The sequence below is a fragment of the Bradyrhizobium sp. Rc2d genome (genome assembly GCF_900099855.1).
GTDB lineage: Bacteria > Pseudomonadota > Alphaproteobacteria > Rhizobiales > Xanthobacteraceae > Bradyrhizobium.
On sequence record NZ_FNCU01000046.1, the window covers coordinates 56,081 to 71,012 of the forward strand.

General features: G+C 62.4%; 19 protein-coding genes. 14 read left to right on the forward strand and 5 right to left on the reverse strand.

Translation table 11 applies throughout. The annotated features are described in order from the left end of the window. Nucleotides 1–73: 73 nt before the first annotated feature. Nucleotides 74–1,204: a site-specific integrase gene (locus tag BLV07_RS36315; protein WP_091895544.1), complete on the reverse strand. Its 1,131-nt coding sequence runs from the start codon at nucleotides 1,202–1,204 to the stop codon at nucleotides 74–76. Beyond that, nucleotides 1,201–1,455 carry an Arc family DNA-binding protein gene (locus tag BLV07_RS36320; RefSeq protein WP_091895546.1) on the reverse strand — a complete coding sequence of 85 codons (255 nt, stop codon included), beginning with the start codon at nucleotides 1,453–1,455 and terminating at the stop codon, nucleotides 1,201–1,203. The genes BLV07_RS36315 and BLV07_RS36320 overlap by 4 nt, the downstream gene beginning before the upstream one ends. A 110-nt stretch (nucleotides 1,456–1,565) precedes the next feature. On the opposite strand from BLV07_RS36320, the gene BLV07_RS36325 reads away from it, so the two are divergent. The 13 genes from BLV07_RS36325 (at nucleotide 1,566) to BLV07_RS36375 (ending at nucleotide 10,694) form a co-directional block, all read left to right on the forward strand. Further along, a complete protein-coding gene (locus tag BLV07_RS36325; protein ID WP_091895548.1) occupies nucleotides 1,566–1,766 on the forward strand; it encodes a hypothetical protein in 201 nt (66 codons plus the stop codon). Next, nucleotides 1,763–1,939, forward strand: a complete 177-nt coding sequence (locus BLV07_RS47985; RefSeq protein ID WP_176945992.1) for a hypothetical protein — start codon at nucleotides 1,763–1,765, stop codon at nucleotides 1,937–1,939. The genes BLV07_RS36325 and BLV07_RS47985 overlap by 4 nt, the downstream gene beginning before the upstream one ends. A gap of 103 nt (nucleotides 1,940–2,042) precedes the next feature. Then, nucleotides 2,043–2,666, forward strand: coding sequence for a hypothetical protein (locus BLV07_RS36330; protein WP_143035595.1), 624 nt, complete (start codon nucleotides 2,043–2,045; stop codon nucleotides 2,664–2,666). Continuing rightward, on the forward strand, nucleotides 2,663–3,769 hold the full coding sequence (locus tag BLV07_RS36335) for an AAA family ATPase (protein WP_091895552.1): 1,107 nt from the start codon (nucleotides 2,663–2,665) through the stop codon (nucleotides 3,767–3,769). Before BLV07_RS36330 ends, BLV07_RS36335 begins: the two co-directional genes overlap by 4 nt. Nucleotides 3,770–3,993: 224 nt before the next feature. After that, the gene (locus BLV07_RS49875) at nucleotides 3,994–4,125 is read left to right on the forward strand and encodes a hypothetical protein (protein WP_283806566.1); all 132 of its coding nucleotides are present in this window, start codon (nucleotides 3,994–3,996) and stop codon (nucleotides 4,123–4,125) included. 121 nt (nucleotides 4,126–4,246) lie between these two features. Further along, the gene (locus tag BLV07_RS36340; protein WP_091895555.1) at nucleotides 4,247–4,600 is read left to right on the forward strand and encodes a hypothetical protein; all 354 of its coding nucleotides are present in this window, start codon (nucleotides 4,247–4,249) and stop codon (nucleotides 4,598–4,600) included. A 76-nt stretch (nucleotides 4,601–4,676) separates the two neighbouring features. After that, on the forward strand, nucleotides 4,677–6,188 hold the full coding sequence (locus tag BLV07_RS36345; protein WP_176945993.1) for a terminase TerL endonuclease subunit: 1,512 nt from the start codon (nucleotides 4,677–4,679) through the stop codon (nucleotides 6,186–6,188). A 131-nt stretch (nucleotides 6,189–6,319) separates the two neighbouring features. Further along, on the forward strand, nucleotides 6,320–6,490 hold the full coding sequence (locus BLV07_RS50450) for a hypothetical protein (RefSeq protein WP_502690273.1): 171 nt from the start codon (nucleotides 6,320–6,322) through the stop codon (nucleotides 6,488–6,490). Continuing rightward, nucleotides 6,475–7,764 (forward strand): phage major capsid protein, encoded by a 1,290-nt coding sequence (locus BLV07_RS36355; protein WP_091895559.1) that lies wholly within the window; start codon nucleotides 6,475–6,477, stop codon nucleotides 7,762–7,764. The genes BLV07_RS50450 and BLV07_RS36355 overlap by 16 nt, the downstream gene beginning before the upstream one ends. Nucleotides 7,765–7,768: 4 nt before the next feature. Beyond that, nucleotides 7,769–8,398 (forward strand): HK97 family phage prohead protease, encoded by a 630-nt coding sequence (locus tag BLV07_RS36360; protein ID WP_091895561.1) that lies wholly within the window; start codon nucleotides 7,769–7,771, stop codon nucleotides 8,396–8,398. Next, nucleotides 8,395–8,916: a hypothetical protein gene (locus BLV07_RS36365; RefSeq protein ID WP_091895563.1), complete on the forward strand. Its 522-nt coding sequence runs from the start codon at nucleotides 8,395–8,397 to the stop codon at nucleotides 8,914–8,916. Before BLV07_RS36360 ends, BLV07_RS36365 begins: the two co-directional genes overlap by 4 nt. After that, nucleotides 8,916–9,983, forward strand: coding sequence for a phage portal protein (locus BLV07_RS36370; protein ID WP_091895565.1), 1,068 nt, complete (start codon nucleotides 8,916–8,918; stop codon nucleotides 9,981–9,983). Before BLV07_RS36365 ends, BLV07_RS36370 begins: the two co-directional genes overlap by 1 nt. Nucleotides 9,984–10,298: 315 nt before the next feature. Further along, a complete protein-coding gene (locus BLV07_RS36375) occupies nucleotides 10,299–10,694 on the forward strand; it encodes an HK97 gp10 family phage protein (RefSeq protein WP_091895567.1) in 396 nt (131 codons plus the stop codon). 495 nt (nucleotides 10,695–11,189) lie between these two features. On the opposite strand, the gene BLV07_RS36380 is transcribed toward BLV07_RS36375, so the two are convergent. From BLV07_RS36380 to ilvD, 3 genes are all read right to left on the reverse strand, one after another. Then, the gene (locus BLV07_RS36380) at nucleotides 11,190–11,513 is read right to left on the reverse strand and encodes a hypothetical protein (protein WP_091895582.1); all 324 of its coding nucleotides are present in this window, start codon (nucleotides 11,511–11,513) and stop codon (nucleotides 11,190–11,192) included. A 342-nt stretch (nucleotides 11,514–11,855) separates the two neighbouring features. After that, nucleotides 11,856–12,173: a hypothetical protein gene (locus BLV07_RS36385; RefSeq protein ID WP_091895569.1), complete on the reverse strand. Its 318-nt coding sequence runs from the start codon at nucleotides 12,171–12,173 to the stop codon at nucleotides 11,856–11,858. Nucleotides 12,174–12,570: 397 nt separating this feature from the next. Continuing rightward, on the reverse strand, nucleotides 12,571–14,421 hold the full coding sequence (gene ilvD / locus BLV07_RS36390; RefSeq protein WP_091895571.1) for a dihydroxy-acid dehydratase: 1,851 nt from the start codon (nucleotides 14,419–14,421) through the stop codon (nucleotides 12,571–12,573). Nucleotides 14,422–14,649: 228 nt separating this feature from the next. On the opposite strand from ilvD, the gene BLV07_RS36395 reads away from it, so the two are divergent. After that, on the forward strand, nucleotides 14,650–14,932 hold a 283-nt coding region (locus BLV07_RS36395), incomplete at its 3' end, for a transposase (protein ID WP_176945994.1).

Below are 14,932 nucleotides of genomic sequence, written 5' to 3' on the forward strand. Positions count from 1 at the left end.
AGCTCAACAATTTCAAGTGCTTAGCGCATGTTCTGAATAGAACAAAGTGCGAAATTGGCACCCGATTGGCACCCTAGCGATTCAGCGCCGCATTGATCGCCGCTGCCGCCTTGCCGTCGTCTTTCCTAAACAGGTGGGCGTAGATGCGCAACGTGATATCGGGCTTAGCGTGCCCCAGACGTTTGGAAATCGTGACGATATCCACGCCCGCGTCGATAAGCTGCGAGGCATGGGTGTGGCGCAGGTTGTGGAAGCCCATGTCCGGCTGGAAATCGCTCCAAGCTTTGCTGTAGCGCTTCTGCGATGGTAGCGCGCCGTCGGGCGCCGCGAACAACAAGGCATCGTCCGGAAGCTTGCCGGCGCCGAGCTTGAGCCGCAATTCCAACTGCTCCCGCCGGAACTCGCGCAGTGCCTCAACCAACAAATCCGGCAGCGTAATGTCGCGGCGGCCGGCCTTGGTTTTCGGCGCCTTGAGCCGGATCCCGTGCGCCTTAGTTTCCTCGATCGCCTCGCGGACCTGAATCACCTTCCCGTCGAGGTCTACCCTGCCCCATCGCAGCGCCAGCACTTCGCCAATGCGCATTCCGGTGAACAGCGAAACCATCGCGGGAACGAACAACCGGTGGCCGCGCAGCGATTCGATGAAGGCCGGAATGTCCTTCACAATCACCATTTCCTCGTCGTCGACCTTCGGCGCAGATTCGGCGGCGACGACGTTCTTGATGACCAGCTCGTTCTTTACGGCGTCGCGCAGTGCTTTCCCGAGCACGCGGTGGGCGTGGCCAATGGTCCGGGGTGCGAGACCGCCCTTCCCGTCGGCGCGGCCGCCGTTCCGCAACGTCGTGTGCCATTCCTCGATGTCGAGCGTCCGCAATTTTTGCAGGAGCTTCGCGCCAATGTGCGGCGCGATCTGATTTTCGACCAACTCCCGATAGCGCTCGGCCGTCCTGGCGCTGATATCGCCGGAGCCTTCCCAATGGTCGACGCGAGCGCGCACCCATTCAGCGACGGTGATCTTGTGCGGCTCGACATACTTAGCTTGTGCGACCGACGCGATCAGTTCGGCAAGCTTGATTTGCGCCGAGCGCTTGTTGCCGCGGTGGGTGACGAATTGGGTTTTCCGCTTGCCCGTCTTTTCGTCGCGGCCGGCATCGAATTTGAGGCGCCAACTATTTTTGCCGCGCTGCTGGATGTGGCCTTTCATGACCGCTCCTCATCGTCATGCACCCAGCGGCCGCCTTTGCGAACCTTGTTGCCTATCCTGACAGTCCCCCTTTCCGACAGACGATCGAGGGCGTCCAAGAAGTCATCGGGTTTGAAGGAGTCCTCCAGCCTTCGAACGATCTCTTCATTCATTGACCGATTGTTCTGCGCTGCCGCCTTTTCCAGTCGCGCACGCAGCGCCTCGGTGAAGCGCAAATTCAGCTTCACAGGATCCATTGGTTTCCGCGCCATTCGAATCTCCGCATTTGAAGTCACGATAGTAGGGCCAAATTTGACACTACGCAACTGCTTGTGTTATGTAGGGCCATTATTGACCCCATGACCACTAAAGGGTTTGCACTATGAACGAGGAATTACTGAAGCTGCTTTCCAAGCCGACCGCGTCCGTGCCCGATGTGGGACGCATCATCTACGGTCTGAGCCGCAACGCGAGCTATGACGCGGCCAACCGCGGCGACATTCCGACGATCCAGATCGGCAAGCTTAAAAAGGTGCCGACGGCGATGCTGCGCGAAAAGCTTGGACTGGCGGTGCCGGCATGAGCCGCGCCGAGGATATCGCTGACATCGCGACGACGATCGAGCACGCTCGAAAGCGGATGGAGGCGATCGGCCACAAATTCCAGATGCGCGACGATGAAGCGCGCGAGTTCAACGCTCACAGCAGCACCATGCGCCACGCTTGCAGGCGCCTGAGCGATCTCGCCAATCGCTAACGAAAAGCCGTCCGACGGTGGCACATCGGACGGCGGATCGTTGTATGCGTATGCGGTGGCTCGGAAGGCCTTTTGACTAGCATACTTCGATCACCGTCGTAAAGTGAAATCGTCGGGCTCCATCAGATTTTCTGGAGTTCCGAAAATGAGTATCCATTGGACGCCCGTCACCGATCAAATCTATGACCATCTGCACGTCAAATATCTGCTCTGGATCGAGGACCTAACCGAGATCCGCGAGCGCATGGACGCGCTGCGCGATGTTCACCGCGTGGGCTGGAAACCGCCGGCCGAACTCCGAGAGCGGCTCGATGATCTCAACGAGCGCGACGAATTGTACGCCGCTCGGCACATGGCCACCGCACGCGCGTTCCTCGACGCTGCCGAAGCTGACGCCGCTGCAACGGAGCCGGAGCGTTCGGCACGGAAAGAAGCGCTAATCGCTGCGGTCGCCCTGCTCAGGCACGCTTGGGAAAATGGCTGGCAAACGGTCGACAAGTGGACGCCGGAGGAGCGCAGCGAATTGATGTGGCTGATTCATTGCAATCCGGAACTGAAAACCCTGTTCAACACCAGCGCCCAGAACGTCGTCTATTTCTACCAGAAATATGAGCGACTGCACGAGAGATACAAACAGTACGAGCGGTTGCAACTCGGACTCGGCGTGAAGCCCAAACTCAAACCCAGCTTGGGAATGAAGCGTTTCGGAAAGGGAATTCGTAAGTGACCGCACTGCCGATGAAGTTTTTCGATGAATGCACGAACGAGCCCGCCAAGCCGTGGCTGATTAAGGGTGTGCTCGCGCTCGATGAGGATTCGTCATGGTATGGACCGGCGGGCGGATTGAAGTCGTCGCTGCTGACCGACATCGCTGTACATGGTGCGGCAGGTCGGGATTGGCGCGGCTTCAAGACGAAACAGAAGTTCGGCACGGTTTACTTTGCGCTGGAGCGCGCCGGGCTTCAACGGCGGCGCCTGGCCGCGTACGCGAAGCGAGATGGTCACGCTGGCTTGCCGATTGCGGTCGTCGACCAGATCGTCGATTTGACGGACGAGGCCAGCGTGCGGATTGTTATCGCAACGATCACGACGGCACAGGAACGGTTTGGCGTTCCGGTGGGGTTGGCCATATTCGACACTTACGCCAAGGCCGTCGCAGCCGGCGGCGGCGATGAGGACAAGGCGCAGCACGTCAATCTCGTCGCCGCGAATTTGAAGCGCATCCACGACCAGCTCGGCCAGCCCATCCACCTAGCGACGATCGGTCATACTGGCAAAGACGAGACCAAGGGCGAGCGCGGCAGCAGCGCCAAGACTGGTCACATCGATCTCGGAGTGCAGATCTCCGGCGACAAGGTGAAGACCGCGACGATCACGAAAGCGAACGATCAGCCCGAAGGCGTGCTGACGTCGTTTGTGGGGCAGGAAGTGACGGTAGGCACGGACGCCGACGGCGACGATCTGACCGCGTTCATCGTCTCGCCCATGGCCGTGCAGGCAGCGCCCGAACAAGCATCACGGCTGAGCGACAATCAGGTGAACGCGCTGGACACCCTCAAGACGACCATCAAGGACCACGGCCAGAAGGGAGCGGTCGCGGTCCATGCCTGGAAAGAGGAGTTGTTCCGGCGCGGCGTGCTCGATCGGGATGCGCCGAACCCGCGCGAGCCGTTCAGGCGGTTGAAGGCTTCGCTGATCAAGACGCAGCGCATCGAGGAGGATAACGGCATGGTGCGGTTCACGAGCACGAACGCCATTCCCATGACCACACGAGCAGCGGCGGGGATTATTTCTCCATGTCCAGTGCCTCCACCAATTCCAATTCGCTAGTCCGCGTCACGTCCGTCACACCCTATAGGGTGGTGTGACGTGACGGACGGGCATGGACCGTCACATGTGACGCGATGTGACGGTGACGTGACGGTGTGACGCTTATGTAATTTGTCAACAAAATCAAATATTTAGAATATCATTTTCTTGATTGGTCATGGAAATCGTGTTCAACTTTGCGCGTTGATTGGCTGTCAACTTCAATTTGAAGTGGAGAAATGAAAATGGCGAAGAAACTGACCTTTGACGAACGCGCTCTGGCAGCGATGGCGAACGAGCTGGAGCAGGCCGAGCAGGCAGTGCGCAACATGCGCGTGATGTACGACGCCCTGGTCAAGCAGCGTAGCAAGCGCTGACACTTCGACGGATATCGAAGGGTAATTGACATTCGGAAAAAGCGTGGCATAATCCGCGCACATTGATCACCCGGCGGGATGCCCTGACAAGCATCCGCCGGTTTTTTGCGTTGCAGGCCCATTGAGCATTCTCGACGACGGCAGCCTTGCCACTACCCTGACCGACGCGCTCAGCGCGTTCGATATCCCGATGGCGTGCACGATCACGCGCATGGAAGAGTCGGGTCCGCCGTTCGATCCGGTCATCACACCTGTCGACCATGCGTGCATGGGCTGGATCGACAATTACACCCAGCTCGATCACGTCGATAGCGCAGTGCAGATCAACGACCGCAAGGCGTTTGTCTTGTGCTCATCGCTCGACATCACTCCGACCACAGCAGACCAGTTCAAGAGCGGCGGCGTGAGCTACGTCATCGTCAACGTGCAGCGCGATCCCGCGGGCGCTGCGTGGGTCATCCAGGCGCGCGCATGAGGTATGGGACCCGCAGGCGCTCGGGAGGACCGGCTCTACGCGGAGCGGGAGTACTTTTTATCGCTCCCAGAGAAAAATGACCTCAGAAAACGCCATTAAGTTCTTAGAATCATTGAAGATTCCCGAAGGACCTCTTGCGGGAAAACCGATTCGTCTTGCGGATTTTCAGAAGCGCTTCATTCGGGGTGCCCTGGCCGACGGGGTTTCCATCGCGGGGCTCAGTGTTGGCCGCGGCGCAGGTAAGACCATGCTGGGATCGGGGCTCGCCCTGGCCGCGCTGCTCGGCAAGATCGACAAGCAACCCCGCCGGGAAGTGATCGTTGCGGCCAAGACCCGGGATCAGGGGCGCATCGCGTGGGCGTTCATCGAGGGGTTGGCGACCAGCCTACCTACCAAGGTCCGGAAGCAACTGACGTTCGTTCGGTCGCCGCGGCTGGAAGTGCGGTACGAGGGCGACGGCGGTGGCCATGTGCTGCGCGTGCTCGCCAGTGACGCGAAGAATGCGCTCGGCCTGGCGCCGGTCTTTTCGCTGCTTGATGAGCGCGGCTTTTGGGACCGCGACAAGGGCGATTCACTGGAAGCCGCCATTTTCTCGGCCCTCGGAAAGAGGTCCGGCCGGGCACTGGTCATCAGCACGAGCGCGCCGGACAACACCCATAGCTTTTCCAAGATGCTCGATGAGCCGGGCGAGCGCATGTACGTGCAGGAGCACCGGGCGCCGGAGGGCTGCGCACCGGACGACATCGAGGCGCTCAAGATCGCAAATCCTGGCGCCGCGAGCGGCATCGGTAGCTCGCTGGATTGGTTACAGGGCGAGGCACGGCGCGCGATGCAGCGCGGCGGTAGCACGCTCTCGAATTTCCGGCTGTTCAATTTGAATCAGCGCGTGTCCGGTGAAAACCGGGACGTGCTCTTGACCACGGATGAGTGGTTGGCCTGCGAGACCGCGGATGTACCGGCTCGCGGTGGTCAATGCATCGTCGGAATTGACCTTGGCGGCTCTGCCTCGATGACGGCCGCGGCGTTTTTCTGGCCTGAGACGGGGCGCCTTGAGGCTCTCGGTTGGTTTCCGTCGCAGCCAAGCTTGCTTGATCGTGGCCAGCGTGACGGCGTTGGCGATCGCTATTCGCAAATGTCCAGCCGTAACGAGTTGTCGACCTTGGGCGCGATGACCGTTCCCGTTGCACCGTGGCTCTCGGAAGTCATGCGCCATGTGGAAGGCGAGACGATTGCCGCCCTGGTCATGGACAGATTCAAACAGGCAGAGCTTGCACAGGCTATCGACGCCGCCGGCATTCGCGTCCCGCTCGTGTGGCGCGGCATGGGCTTCAAGGACGGCAATGAGGATTGCGACCGCTTCCGGCGCGCGTGCTTCGATGGACTGGTGAAGGCCGCTCCGTCGTTGTTGCTGCGCAGTGCCATGGCCGACACCGTTTGTCTGCGCGACCCGGCGAACAACATCAAATTGGCCAAGGCCCGATCGTTGGGCCGTATCGACGCGGCCTGTGCCAGCGTCCTAGCCGTCGCGCAAGGCGCGCGCATGCTCGCCGCTCCCGTACGCAAAGCGAGGGCGCCGAAGTGGGTGTGAACCGCGCGCCATCGTCGATTTACAAAGACCCGCGATGGGCAGTTGTCCGGCTGGAAGCGAAGCGCCGTGACGGCTGGAAATGCCGCGATTGTTCGGCGCGTGGTCGCCTCGAAGTGCATCACATCAAGCGGGTGAAGGATTTTCCAGAACTCGCTTACGACCTCGAAAACCTCAAGACCTTATGCGGCGTGTGTCACAGCCGCATTACCGCAATCGAAGTGGGCATCGCGCCACTCGATCCAAAGCGCCAAGCGTGGCGCGACCTCCTCAAACAAAAGGAACTGCAATGCTTACCAGTGTGAAAATCCAGCGCCGTCAGTCGGAAATCCGTCAGGCCCTGGCCGGTCTCGTCGGCAAAACCGATTTGACCGAGGACGAAACCCGCAGCATGGAAACCATGGATGCGGAATATCGCAGCAACGAATCGCGCTACCGTGCCGCGCTGATCACCGAAGATACCGAGCGGCGCGAAGCCAAGGACGATCTGGAGACGCGCTCCGATCGCGAATATTCGGCCCTGGTCGACAAATTCGAGATGCGCCAGGTCGCGCTCCATCTCGATGAAGGCCATGTGATCACCGGTCCGACTGCCGAAATCGTGCAGGAACTGCGCAGCAAGGGCGGCTATCGCGGCGTTCCGATTCCGTATGAGGCGCTGTCGCTGGAAAAACGTGCTGGCGAGACCGTCGCGAGCGGTACGCCTTCGCCGAAAATGACCGCGCCGATTATTGATCGTCTGTTTCCCCAGTCGGTCGCTTCGATCATGGGCGGTCAGCTCGTTTCGATCGCGCAAGGCACCAACGAATATCCGATCGTTTCCAGTGCTGTTTCCGCAGCCTGGCAGACTTCGGAAACCGGCTCGGTTGGTGGACCGACGCAGTACACGACCGCAAGCCGCACGATCGCGCCGAACAACACGCTCGGCATTCAGATGAAGATCACGCGCAAGACGCTGAAGCAGTCCGGCGATGGTCTCGAACAGGCCGTTCGCCGTGACATGAACGGGTGTATGGCGCAGGCCATGGACAAGGCTGTGTTTCTCGGCGCTGGCGCGAGCGGTGAGCCGGCCGGCCTGCTTGTGGGCAGCTACAGCATCACTTCGACGGCGGTCAACGCATCCGTGAAGTGGTCTGCGTTCCGCACCGCGATCGTCAATTTCCTGGTCGCGAATGCAATTCCGGCGCAGTCGACTACAAATCAGAGTTTCAACAGCGGCGTCAAAGTTCTGATCCGTCCGGAAGTCTACGACTTTATGGACAACGAACTGCTGACCAACACGGCGACCTCCGAATACTATCGTTTCGCGATCGGCGTCGGTGCGGACAACATCGTGATGTCGTCCAACGCACTGGCCGCGCCGACTGGTACGCCGCTGGCGACCAAAGCGCTGCTCACTGCGTCGGCCGGCGGCGTTCCGCCTTTCTTCGTCGGTCTGTGGGGCGGTATCGACCTGATCCGCGATCCGTACTCGGACGCTGCGTCGGGCGGTCTGCGTCTCACCGCGCTGGCGACCATGGATGTGTCGGCTGCTCGTTCGCAGCAGTTACAGATCCTGACCGGCTTGCAGTTGGCATAAGCCGATGCTGCACGCTGCTGATCTTGGCAGCCTCGAACTCCGTGCGTCGCAAAACGGCGCACGGAAGCTCGCCGGCCGCTTCCCCTACAACAAATGGGCGGTGCTCTCGGACGGCGGCAAAACCGGACGGCCGAAGAAAGAGCGCTTCGCGCCCGGCGCCTTCACGTACAGCCTTGAGCACGTCGACGACTCGCCAATTCATCTGCTCGCTGGCCATTCCTATGACCGGCCCTTGGCGAGCACGGCAAACAAAACGCTGACGCTCACCGATACGGATACGGAATTGCTTTTCGAGGCGATTCTGACGCCCGAAGTCGTGAGCATTACGTGGGTGCAGGACTTGCTCCGCCTAATCGAAGCTGGTCTGAGCATCGGCCTTTCGCCTGGCTTCCGCATTCCGCCCGAGCGCGCCGTTCCGGCCGGCGAAGCCGAGTTAATCGAGAACGAAGGATACAACCCTTCCAAGGGCGCCTTCAACGCAATCTTGCGCACGATCCTGCAAGCCATCCTGTTCGAACTCTCGATCGTGACGCGGCCGGCCTACGACGAAGCGCAAGTTGAGGCGCGCAATTGGCAAGTGACCGACTCCGGTCTCGCTGTGCCGCGCCCGCAAACCATTTTGAGGTACCGATGAGCACGACGATTGATCAGGTCGAGGGCGTGCCCGCGTCCTATCCGACGACCACCCCGACCGTTTCTGCCGCGGTGTGGCAGCGGCTCGAATCCTACATCGCTTATCGCTTCACGCCGCGCGCCGTGGTGTGGACGGTTGAGGGACCGGGCGAATGGCATCCGCCCTTGGCTCCGGCGGTGATTTCCAAAATCGAAATTTGGTCGGACGGAGCGTGGTCAGACATTACGGCCAACGCTCCCGATGCCTCGCCGCTGGGTGGCTACTGCTTGCCGGGGTGCGGTCCCTACAAATTCACCGCCTCGGTTGGCGATGGAATGACGCTGCCCGCGATCGTCGCCGAGGCCGCGCAACGCTTGTCCGCCTACATGGCGGCAAAGCCCGGCACTCCCGGCGCGCGATCGGAGCGCATCGAAGCCGGTTCAATTTCCATTCAGCGCACGCGCTCTGAAAGCTGGATGGCTGCGGCGATTCAAAACAGCGGCGCTGCTGACCTGCTGCGCAATTATCGGAGAGTGTGATGGGGTTTCTGGATTATTTCCGCCGCTCGGCGCCGGCCGTTGAGCAACGCAGCGCCGGATCGGGCTTCACTGCCGAGGTCATGCGGATGCGCGAGGCCTACATTTCCGGCAGGACCGGCCTTGGAGAACTGACCGGCAGCGTTTCCAGTTGCGTGGCCCTTTGGCAAAATTCGCTTGCCCTGGCCAAGCCGGCGGGGACCGATCTGCTCGACCCTTGCACGCTGGCCCTGATCGGCCGCAGCCTGGCGCTCCGTGGCGAATTCGTTGCGTTGATCGATGGTGACGAATTGGTCCCTGCGAGCGACTGGGACACCCGGACCCGTAACAGCAAGCCGGTCGCGTACCGGCTGACCATTCCCGAGGCTGGCGGCGGTCGCAGCGTCACGGCGCTTGCTGGCGAGGTAGTTCACTTCCGAATCAACGTCGACCCGGCCGCGCCCTGGCTGGGCGTTTCGCCGCTCCGCACCGCGAGCCTTTCGGCCGGGATGCTCCACAGCGTCGAGACGGCGCTCTCGGAAGCCTATCAGGACATGCCGTTCGGCAGTCAGGTGGTCCCGATGCCGGAAAGCCCCGACGTCGACAACAGCAACATGGCAAGCAGCTTCCGTGGCCAGCGTGGCCGCGTGCTATTGCGCGAAAGCGTGGTCGTTCAGGCGGCGGGCGGCCCGGCACCGCAGCAGGACTGGAAACCTTCCGACCTTACGCCAAACCTTCAGGGCGCCGTTCCGATTGAGACACTCGCCAGCGCGCGCAGTTCGGTCCTAGCGGCCTATGGCATCCTGCCCGCTCTATTCGATCCGGCCACCACTGGCCAGCTTGTGCGCGAGGCGCAGCGCCATCTGGTGCAGTTCACGTTGCAGCCCGTCTCGGACCTGATCGCCGAGGAAGCGTCGGAGAAGCTGGGCGGCACCGTCACACTCGACGCCCTGACCGGGACGCAGGCGTTCGACACTGGCGCGGCCGCCCGTTCGTTCCAGATGCTCGTTGCTGGCCTGGCGGCCGCCAAGGAAGCCGGGATCGACGCAAAGGGCGCACTGGCCATGCTCGACTGGACCGCGGCGGAGTAGGTGCCATGCGCCTGGACGGCCCTGGCAAGCGGTTGGAGAACTCGGCGGAGGAAATGCCGTCGGGTGGCCATGCGGAGCGGCTGGAGCGGCTCTATTGCGCCGTGGTCAGCCAAGCGCTCGCCGATGCGGTGATGGTGGTTGCGGAGATCCAGCCGCACCACAGCACTACCCGCCGGGCGGAGCTGCGCACGAAGGCGGCGGACAAAGCAGAGGCGCGGCGCTGGCTACTGGAGGACGATACGGACTTCGCGGCCGTTTGCGCCCTGGCGGAACTCAATCCGGAGCGTGTGCGGGCATATGCGAGGAAATTGATCGATGACGTTCAGGTTGGAAATTGCCAATTGGGTGTCCCGGGTCAAAGTCGACATGGACGAAGCGTTCCGCGGCCTGGCGCTGGAGGTGGCCCGGCGGATCATCGAGCGGACGCCGGTTGAATCTGGCAATGCGCGCGGCGCCTGGGTCGCGGCGGTCAACGGAATGCCCACGGCTGGCGACCCGCCGGACGATACCGACGGCGCGGCCACGCTTGCCCGGATCGCGGCCGTGATCGCTACGGCCAAGGTCGGCGATACGATCTTCATCGCGAACAATGCCGACTACGCCCATGCGCTGGAATTTGGCAAATCGGACCAGAGCCCGGGAGGTATGGTCCGCGTGACGCTGATGGAGGCGCAGGCGATCGCCGGTCAGGTGGTGGCCAAGCTGCGCTAGTTGGCACCCGAATTGGCACCCAACGCTAAAATACGGGCTGGTATAGCGAGGGATGCGGAGGTATCGGCTCTCGCCTAAGTGCCTACAAAATGGGACGTTTCGGTACGAGACGCCCCTACCCGCTATGCCCGGAATAACATTTCAAGACCGGTGCCTTAAACCACTCGGCCACCCTTCCAAGCGTTGGAATGGCTGTCGCTTAACGCAGTCGACCGCGCAAGGCAACGCGAAGTTGGTGGGGTGCCCCACACTCTTCTGCTGTCCCGATCTGTCAGGCGAGCGTCAGCCTGTTCCTCTAGCTTGACCAATACGCTCGGCCGCCGATAGCCGCCGAACCCTCAGCAATCCCGAATACTGGCGACATCTCCCAGGGCGTCGCTGGTTGCGAGGCCCGGTTGGATTCGTCTCCATGTCCGGGCCTCGTTTGCTGGTGCGCAAAAGAAAGCGGCGCCCCGTAAGGAGCGCCGCGCCAGATCTTCGTAACTGCGTCGGACGTCAATACCCGCAGGAGGCGCAGCCCATCTGCACCGGCGCGTAATAGGAATAGCCCGGCGAGACCATCTCGACACGCTGGCGCGTGGCGTATTGCGGGGGGATGCGCTCGTACTGGACACTGGGCGGGGCCACCATCACGGTCTGCGGCACCATCACGGTGCGGTACTGCGCCGGCGTGCGGTGCGCGACCACGGAGCCGGGAGACACCATCACGGTCTCGTCGACGGTGCGGTATTGCGGCGCGACGTATTGCTGCTGATAGCAGGTCGTGCACGGCGGCGGCGCGTAGCAATTGTAGCAGCCGGCGGAGGCTGCGCCCGTCATGGCAATCGCGGCGACGGCGGTGGAGAAAACGACGGCGAGAGTACGAGACATTGCGGTGGTTGCCCCAGTTGCCCGAAATAGATTTTGCAAAGGTCGAACGCAGTATACGCGGCAAAATCCTGGGGTGCCGAACTTCGTCGGGGCATCCTTAATGCGAACGGCCGATCACGGCCGAGCGGTAAGAACTCATTGACCACGCGCATTAACGCGCGATGCGCACTGGCCCCGGAGTCCGCATGACATGCGAGAGCGTGATCGCTGCGCCGGCGATAGGACACAGCCGCGGGTGCTCCGTTCGAGCGCCGTTCCGAAAGCGTTCATCCGCCTCCGACGGGTCGAGCTTTAGCGCCTCACTGCTCTTTCCAAAAACTCCAGCAGCGAGGGATCGGTCTCCTCGAATTCGACAAAGCGGCGGCGCAGCTCGTCGGCGATTTCCGCGGTGGCATCCCGCGACCATCCCTCCGCGGTATTGAAGGCCACGATACGTGCGGGATGGAGATATTGCCCTTCGACGAGATGTCTGAGCAGGGTCGCGCGATTGGCGTCCTCCTCGGCCGTCTCACACCAGGCGCGGCCCAGTCGCCGGCCGAAGTCATCGAGCACGAGATAAACGTCCCGGTCGGTCGTAATGTGCGGCACGAGCGATGGAGAAGGACTCATGGCTTACTCCGCTACTGGCAATCCGAACAGTTGCGGACAGATCGGGATAAGGCGATTTGCCCCTGACCGGATTCGGAAAAATGGATTCCAGGTATTTTTCCTAGGACCATCTTCTGATTAAATCACAAAAAAACAGAAATAAATAAAATTAAATAGCAAAGCGCGGTGAAATCCACTAAGTTGATTGCGCCTGGCGGGCGAGCCCGCACGTCGGGCAACCACCTCGCAAACGGCTCCCGCGTCCACCCCCAATAGCCCACACCCCAGGACGCGGGGGCCGTTTCTTTACGGGCGTCTGCCCGGGCTCCACGGTTCTGTCATGCAACGGCGCGCTCGCACGGAGACCGCGAGTCGTCCCAGAGGGATCGATTTAGCCAGCGGCGCGCCGATCAGGTGCCTATCTCGGGCGACGCTTCACCTCGCGCACCGCGCCGCGCGCCGCGCTGGTGGTGAGCGCGGCGTAAGCCTGCAGCGCGGTCGAGACGTTGCGCTTGCGGTTCTGCGGCTGCCAGGCGGCATCGCCTTTCGCCTCCTCCGCCGCGCGGCGCTTGGCGAGCTCCTCGTCGGACACCTCGAGGCTGATGCTGCGGTTCGGGATGTCGATGGCGATGCGGTCGCCGGTGCGCACCAGACCGATGTTGCCGCCTTCGGCCGCTTCCGGCGACAGATGGCCGATCGACAGGCCGGACGAGCCGCCAGAGAAACGGCCGTCGGTGACGAGCGCGCAGGCTTTGCCGAGGCCCATCGATTTCAGGTAGCTGGTCGGATACAGCATCTCCTGCATGCCGGGGCCGCCGCGCGGACCTTCGTAGATGATGACCACGATCTCGCCGGCGACGACCTTGCCGCCCAGAATGCCTTCCACCGCCGCGTCCTGGCTTTCGAACACGTGCGCGGGGCCCGAGAATTTCAGGATCGAAGCATCGACGCCCGCGGTCTTCACGATGCAGCCGTCCTGCGCGAGGTTGCCGTAGAGCACGGCGAGACCGCCGTCCTTGCTGAAGGCATGTTCGAGATCGCGCACGACGCCTTTCTCGCGATCGGCATCGAGCTCGTCATAACGGCGCTCCTGGCTGAAGGCGACCTGGGTCGGGATGCCGCCGGGCGAGGCGCGATAGAAGGTGCGCACCGTCTCGCTCTTGGAGCGCTTGATGTCCCAGCGCTCCAGCGCATCGTTCATGGTCGGTGCATGCACGGTCGAGACCGAGGTGTCGATCAGGCCGGCGCGGTCGAGCTCGCCCAAAATGCCCATGATGCCGCCGGCGCGGTGCACGTCCTCGACATGCACGTCGGCGACGGATGGCGCGACCTTGCAGAGCACGGGCACGCGGCGCGAGAGCCGGTCGATATCGCGCATGGTGAACTCGGCCTGCCCTTCATGGGCGGCGGCGAGCAGATGCAGCACGGTGTTGGTCGAGCCGCCCATGGCGATGTCGAGGGTCATGGCGTTCTCGAACGCCTTGAAGTTGGCGATGTTGCGCGGCAGCACGCTGGCATCGTCCTGCTCGTAATAGCGGCGGACGAGATCGACGATGGTGTGGCCGGCCTCGACGAACAGGCGCTTGCGGTCGGCATGGGTGGCGACCACCGAGCCGTTGCCGGGCAGCGCGAGGCCCAGCGCCTCGGTGAGGCAGTTCATGGAGTTGGCGGTGAACATGCCCGAGCAGGAGCCGCAGGTCGGGCACGCCGAGCGCTCGATCACCTTGACGTCGTCGTCGCTGACCTTGGAGTCGGCCGCCGCCACCATGGCGTCGATGAGGTCGACGGCCTTGGTCTTGCCCTCGAGCTTGACCTTGCCGGCCTCCATCGGTCCGCCCGAGACGAACACGGCGGGGATGTTGAGCCGCAACGCCGCCATCAGCATGCCGGGCGTGATCTTGTCGCAGTTGGAGATGCAGACGAGCCCGTCGGCGCAGTGCGCGTTGGCCATGTACTCGACGCTGTCGGCGATCAGCTCGCGCGACGGCAGGCTGTAGAGCATGCCGTCATGGCCCATGGCGATGCCGTCATCGACCGCGATGGTGTTGAACTCCTTGGCGACGCCGCCGGCCTGCTCGATCTCGCGGGCCACGAGCTGGCCGAGATCCTTGAGGTGGACGTGGCCGGGCACGAACTGGGTGAAGGAGTTGACGACCGCGATGATCGGCTTGCCGAAATCGGCGTCCTTCATGCCCGTCGCGCGCCAGAGGCCGCGGGCACCCGCCATGTTGCGGCCGTGGGTGGTGGTGCGGGAGCGATAGGCTGGCATGGCGGTTTCCGTCCTCGGGCTGGCTTGGGCCGGGCGGAAAAATGGAAGCCGCCTCAGGCCTTTCCGGCCGGATAGCGCACGGGCTGGCGAGGTGCAACGGGAACTTGGTCCGGACAGGGCTCCCCTGCTCCCGGCGCGGGCTCTTCGTAGCCCGGATGGAGCGCAGAGGTTGGGCAAGAATCCTAGCCGTTTGGGTGAACGAGTGTACGATTCGGTATGACGAATCGCATGTTCAAGACCGGGGTGAGCCGGGATCAGGTCAGCCTTCTGCCCGCGCGGGTGGAAGATTATGTGGGTCGAGAGAACCCGGTTCGGGCGATCGAGGCGTTTGTCGCAGCGCTGGACCTTGAGCGGCTTGGCTTCGGTCATGCCGGGTCGGGTGGCGGGGCGGGACAACCGCCTTACGATCCTGCCGATCTGCTGAAGCTCTATCTTTATGGCTACACCAACCGGATACGATCCTCGCGCGCTCTTGAACGCGAGGCCGGCCGCAATCTTGAGCTGATCTGGT

What these genes read in the sequence shown, in the direction of transcription:
- BLV07_RS36315 (WP_091895544.1), bottom strand. Translation starts at nt 1,204, where the DNA reads ATGAAAGGCCACATCCAGCAGCGCGGCAAAAATAGTTGGCGCCTCAAA.
- BLV07_RS36320 (WP_091895546.1), bottom strand. Translation starts at nt 1,455, where the DNA reads ATGGCGCGGAAACCAATGGATCCTGTGAAGCTGAATTTGCGCTTCACC.
- BLV07_RS36325 (WP_091895548.1), top strand. Translation starts at nt 1,566, where the DNA reads ATGAACGAGGAATTACTGAAGCTGCTTTCCAAGCCGACCGCGTCCGTG.
- BLV07_RS47985 (WP_176945992.1), top strand. Translation starts at nt 1,763, where the DNA reads ATGAGCCGCGCCGAGGATATCGCTGACATCGCGACGACGATCGAGCAC.
- BLV07_RS49875 (WP_283806566.1), top strand. Translation starts at nt 3,994, where the DNA reads ATGGCGAAGAAACTGACCTTTGACGAACGCGCTCTGGCAGCGATGGCG.
- BLV07_RS36345 (WP_176945993.1), top strand. Translation starts at nt 4,677, where the DNA reads ATGACCTCAGAAAACGCCATTAAGTTCTTAGAATCATTGAAGATTCCC.
- BLV07_RS36355 (WP_091895559.1), top strand. Translation starts at nt 6,475, where the DNA reads ATGCTTACCAGTGTGAAAATCCAGCGCCGTCAGTCGGAAATCCGTCAG.
- BLV07_RS36360 (WP_091895561.1), top strand. Translation starts at nt 7,769, where the DNA reads ATGCTGCACGCTGCTGATCTTGGCAGCCTCGAACTCCGTGCGTCGCAA.
- BLV07_RS36365 (WP_091895563.1), top strand. Translation starts at nt 8,395, where the DNA reads ATGAGCACGACGATTGATCAGGTCGAGGGCGTGCCCGCGTCCTATCCG.
- BLV07_RS36370 (WP_091895565.1), top strand. Translation starts at nt 8,916, where the DNA reads ATGGGGTTTCTGGATTATTTCCGCCGCTCGGCGCCGGCCGTTGAGCAA.
- BLV07_RS36375 (WP_091895567.1), top strand. Translation starts at nt 10,299, where the DNA reads ATGACGTTCAGGTTGGAAATTGCCAATTGGGTGTCCCGGGTCAAAGTC.
- BLV07_RS36380 (WP_091895582.1), bottom strand. Translation starts at nt 11,513, where the DNA reads ATGACGGGCGCAGCCTCCGCCGGCTGCTACAATTGCTACGCGCCGCCG.
- BLV07_RS36385 (WP_091895569.1), bottom strand. Translation starts at nt 12,173, where the DNA reads ATGAGTCCTTCTCCATCGCTCGTGCCGCACATTACGACCGACCGGGAC.
- ilvD (WP_091895571.1), bottom strand. Translation starts at nt 14,421, where the DNA reads ATGCCAGCCTATCGCTCCCGCACCACCACCCACGGCCGCAACATGGCG.